We start from the raw sequence: 2,477 nt of genomic DNA on the forward strand, positions 1-2,477 counted from the left end.
TCAACGGGATCATCGAGCTCCACCGTCGCCTCGCCCGCGGCTACCGCAACCGGCACAACTACCGACTCCGCATGCTCCTCGCCGCCGGTGGCCTCACTCCATGACCCCACCGGATGTCCGAAGAGCCCGTTTGGCTCGCGACCTGTCCGACCGAATCGCCCCTCCGAGCGGTGCGGCATGCATCACTCTCACCACAGCGGCCGCAGCCGAACTGAGCAGTCGCTTCGGACAGCTGAGCGGTGACCAACGGAGCAATCTCTTCCTCGGGACGGTTCATGGCTTCGCGCTCAACAGAATCCTTCGGCCTTATGCAGCGCTTGCCGGCCTTCCAGAGGTCCAGGATGCGCGAGTGCTCCGCCGACGGGAAGCGGAAGCATTGTGGGCGCAAACGCTACGACAGGAAGGGATACCCGACGACCCGCTTCTGCTCAACACGGTTCGGAAGCTGCGCAGCGAGTTCGCATCAGATGAGCAGTGGTCTCTAACTGGCTCGGCCGTCCAAGCGCGCGACGCATACCTTCAAGTTCTGCGCGACAACCGACTCCTCGACTTCGCTTCGATAATCGAGCAAGCAGTGACGATTGTCGAGACCCATGCTGATGTGAGGCTAGCCCTTCGCGCCGCATTCGACCGAATCTATGTCGACGAGTACCAGGACCTCGCACCGGGCCTCGACCGAATCGTTCGCGATCTATGCCTAAGCGCAGAAGCTGACCCCAGCACGCTATTCGCCGTCGGAGATACCGATCAAGCAATCTATGGCTGGACCGGCACGGACTCCCGACTGCTAACCGACCTCGCCAGTCAACCCGAGGTAACCGAGATCACACTCCAGACGAACTATCGATGCGGCGCAGTCATCGCTGAGATCAGCAGGCGCCTATTCCCCGACGGCCGGCCAATGATTGCTGCTCGTGCGGGTGGTTCCATCGAGGTTCTGAAGGTCGAAGGCTCCGTCGACGGCCAAGCGCGACGAATCGCCGAGGAGGTAGCCCTGCTCGTCGAATCGAACGTCAGTCCCGACGCCATTGGCCTGCTTTGTCGCACGAACGAGTTGGCTCGTGCCGCGGCGGAAGCGCTCGGCGATCGCGGTCTCGACACCTGGGTCCGTGAGGACGCCGAGTGGGAGTCGATGATCACCAACTGGCTCGAGCGCGCCTGCGGGACCCTTCTCGGCCTGGCTCGTGGGGATGGCATCGGCGCACTTGTCGACGAACTGGCGCGAATCGTCCCGAATCTTGACGTCGAGATCCGCGGCCAGATTGTCGGCCTCCTTCTTTCGATCGAGTCCGGAATGAGCGCTCGCCAGTTGACGTCGGACCTATTCAACCTGCTCGTCTCTGCGGGCACCGACGCCGCAACGGTAGCAACAGACGAACTTGCCCCGCTGCTCGACCACCTTGCGAGCAACCCCCAGGTCTTGCGCTCCGTAGATGAACTTGCCGCTCGGCAACTGCGCGACGGGCGCGTGTACGTGACGACACTGTCAGCCGGAAAGGGTCTTGAGTTCGACTACGTTTTCATCCCCGACTGCGATGACGGACGTATTCCGTTCTATCGCTCGATCAACAACCGTCGTGAACTTGAAGAGGAACGGAACAAGTTCTACGTCGGCCTCACCCGAGCCCGATTCAAGGTCACTCTGCTGTGGTCGGGATACACCACTGACCGTCGGGACCGCCGTCATCCCTGCCCGGTGAGCCGATTCATCACACAACTCCGTCTCGCGTAGTGAGCACTCTTGCGCGGCGTCGCCCAATGGGTGCTGGCGATCGCCAAGCAGCGCCTGTGAGCCGGTCCTATGAAGACAGCAGAGGAGACGACGCGAGGGATCCAATGACGCATCCGACCTCACCCGAAGGGCGGGGTTGAACGCTTGCCCGACGAACGTCCCGCGTTTCGAACGCCGCTAGATCCCAATCCCGCGCCCCACATTCGGCGCCCCGACAGCCGGCCTCGTCGCAGTTGCCGCCTCCCGGTTCCTCGCCGCACGCCGCATCTCCGTCTGGGCGGCGCGCACAGCATCCTGCATCGTCAGCTCTGGAGTCCCGCGTTGCATCGACTGCGCGAGGCATTCGCGGGCCGCGGCATCCGTCCGCGCCACGACGATCGCGACGTTGCTCAGCCGACCGCGCGTGAGGCCCACGTAGAGTCCCGCGGCATCCACATCCGGCCCGACCACCGACGCATCGGCGGTGTCGCCCTGCACACCGTGCACGGTGGACGCGTAGGCGAGCTGCAGGTGCTCGCGCGCATACTCGGTGGACACGCGCGCCACCTCGCCGCTGTCGCCCACGCAGACTAGAGACAGGTACCCGTCGCGGATGCCGCGCACGATCCACTGCGCACGATGAATATTCGCGTCTCTGAGCGCCACGAGTATTGCGGTTGAGCGCCACTTGCTCGTCGACGCGATCGCGTGGTTGAGCGCCACCGGATATTCGGGTTCGGCGCCAGCTTCCTAGGCTCCTTCTGCC

The 2,477-nt window shown here is 63.7% G+C and carries 2 protein-coding genes; one reads left to right on the forward strand and one right to left on the reverse strand.

Annotated elements, in window-relative coordinates; genetic code table 11:
* Window positions 1-100 precede the first annotated feature (100 nt).
* Window positions 101-1,732 carry a UvrD-helicase domain-containing protein gene (locus IF188_RS19975; protein ID WP_191173566.1) on the forward strand — a complete coding sequence of 544 codons (1,632 nt, stop codon included), beginning with the start codon at window positions 101-103 and terminating at the stop codon, window positions 1,730-1,732.
* Between the two features lie 177 nt (window positions 1,733-1,909).
* Here IF188_RS19975 and IF188_RS19980 read toward each other — a convergent pair whose 3' ends face one another.
* Entirely contained in the window at window positions 1,910-2,377 is a 468-nt protein-coding gene (locus tag IF188_RS19980; protein ID WP_224752210.1) for a hypothetical protein, read from the reverse strand.
* Between the last annotated feature and the right edge of the window lie 100 nt (window positions 2,378-2,477).

The sequence above is a fragment of the Microbacterium helvum genome (assembly GCF_014779795.1).
Classification (GTDB): Bacteria; Actinomycetota; Actinomycetes; order Actinomycetales; family Microbacteriaceae; genus Microbacterium; species Microbacterium helvum.

Coding starts and splice junctions, on each gene's coding strand:
- IF188_RS19975 (WP_191173566.1), top strand. CDS start 101: ATGACCCCACCGGATGTCCGAAGAGCCCGTTTGGCTCGCGACCTGTCC.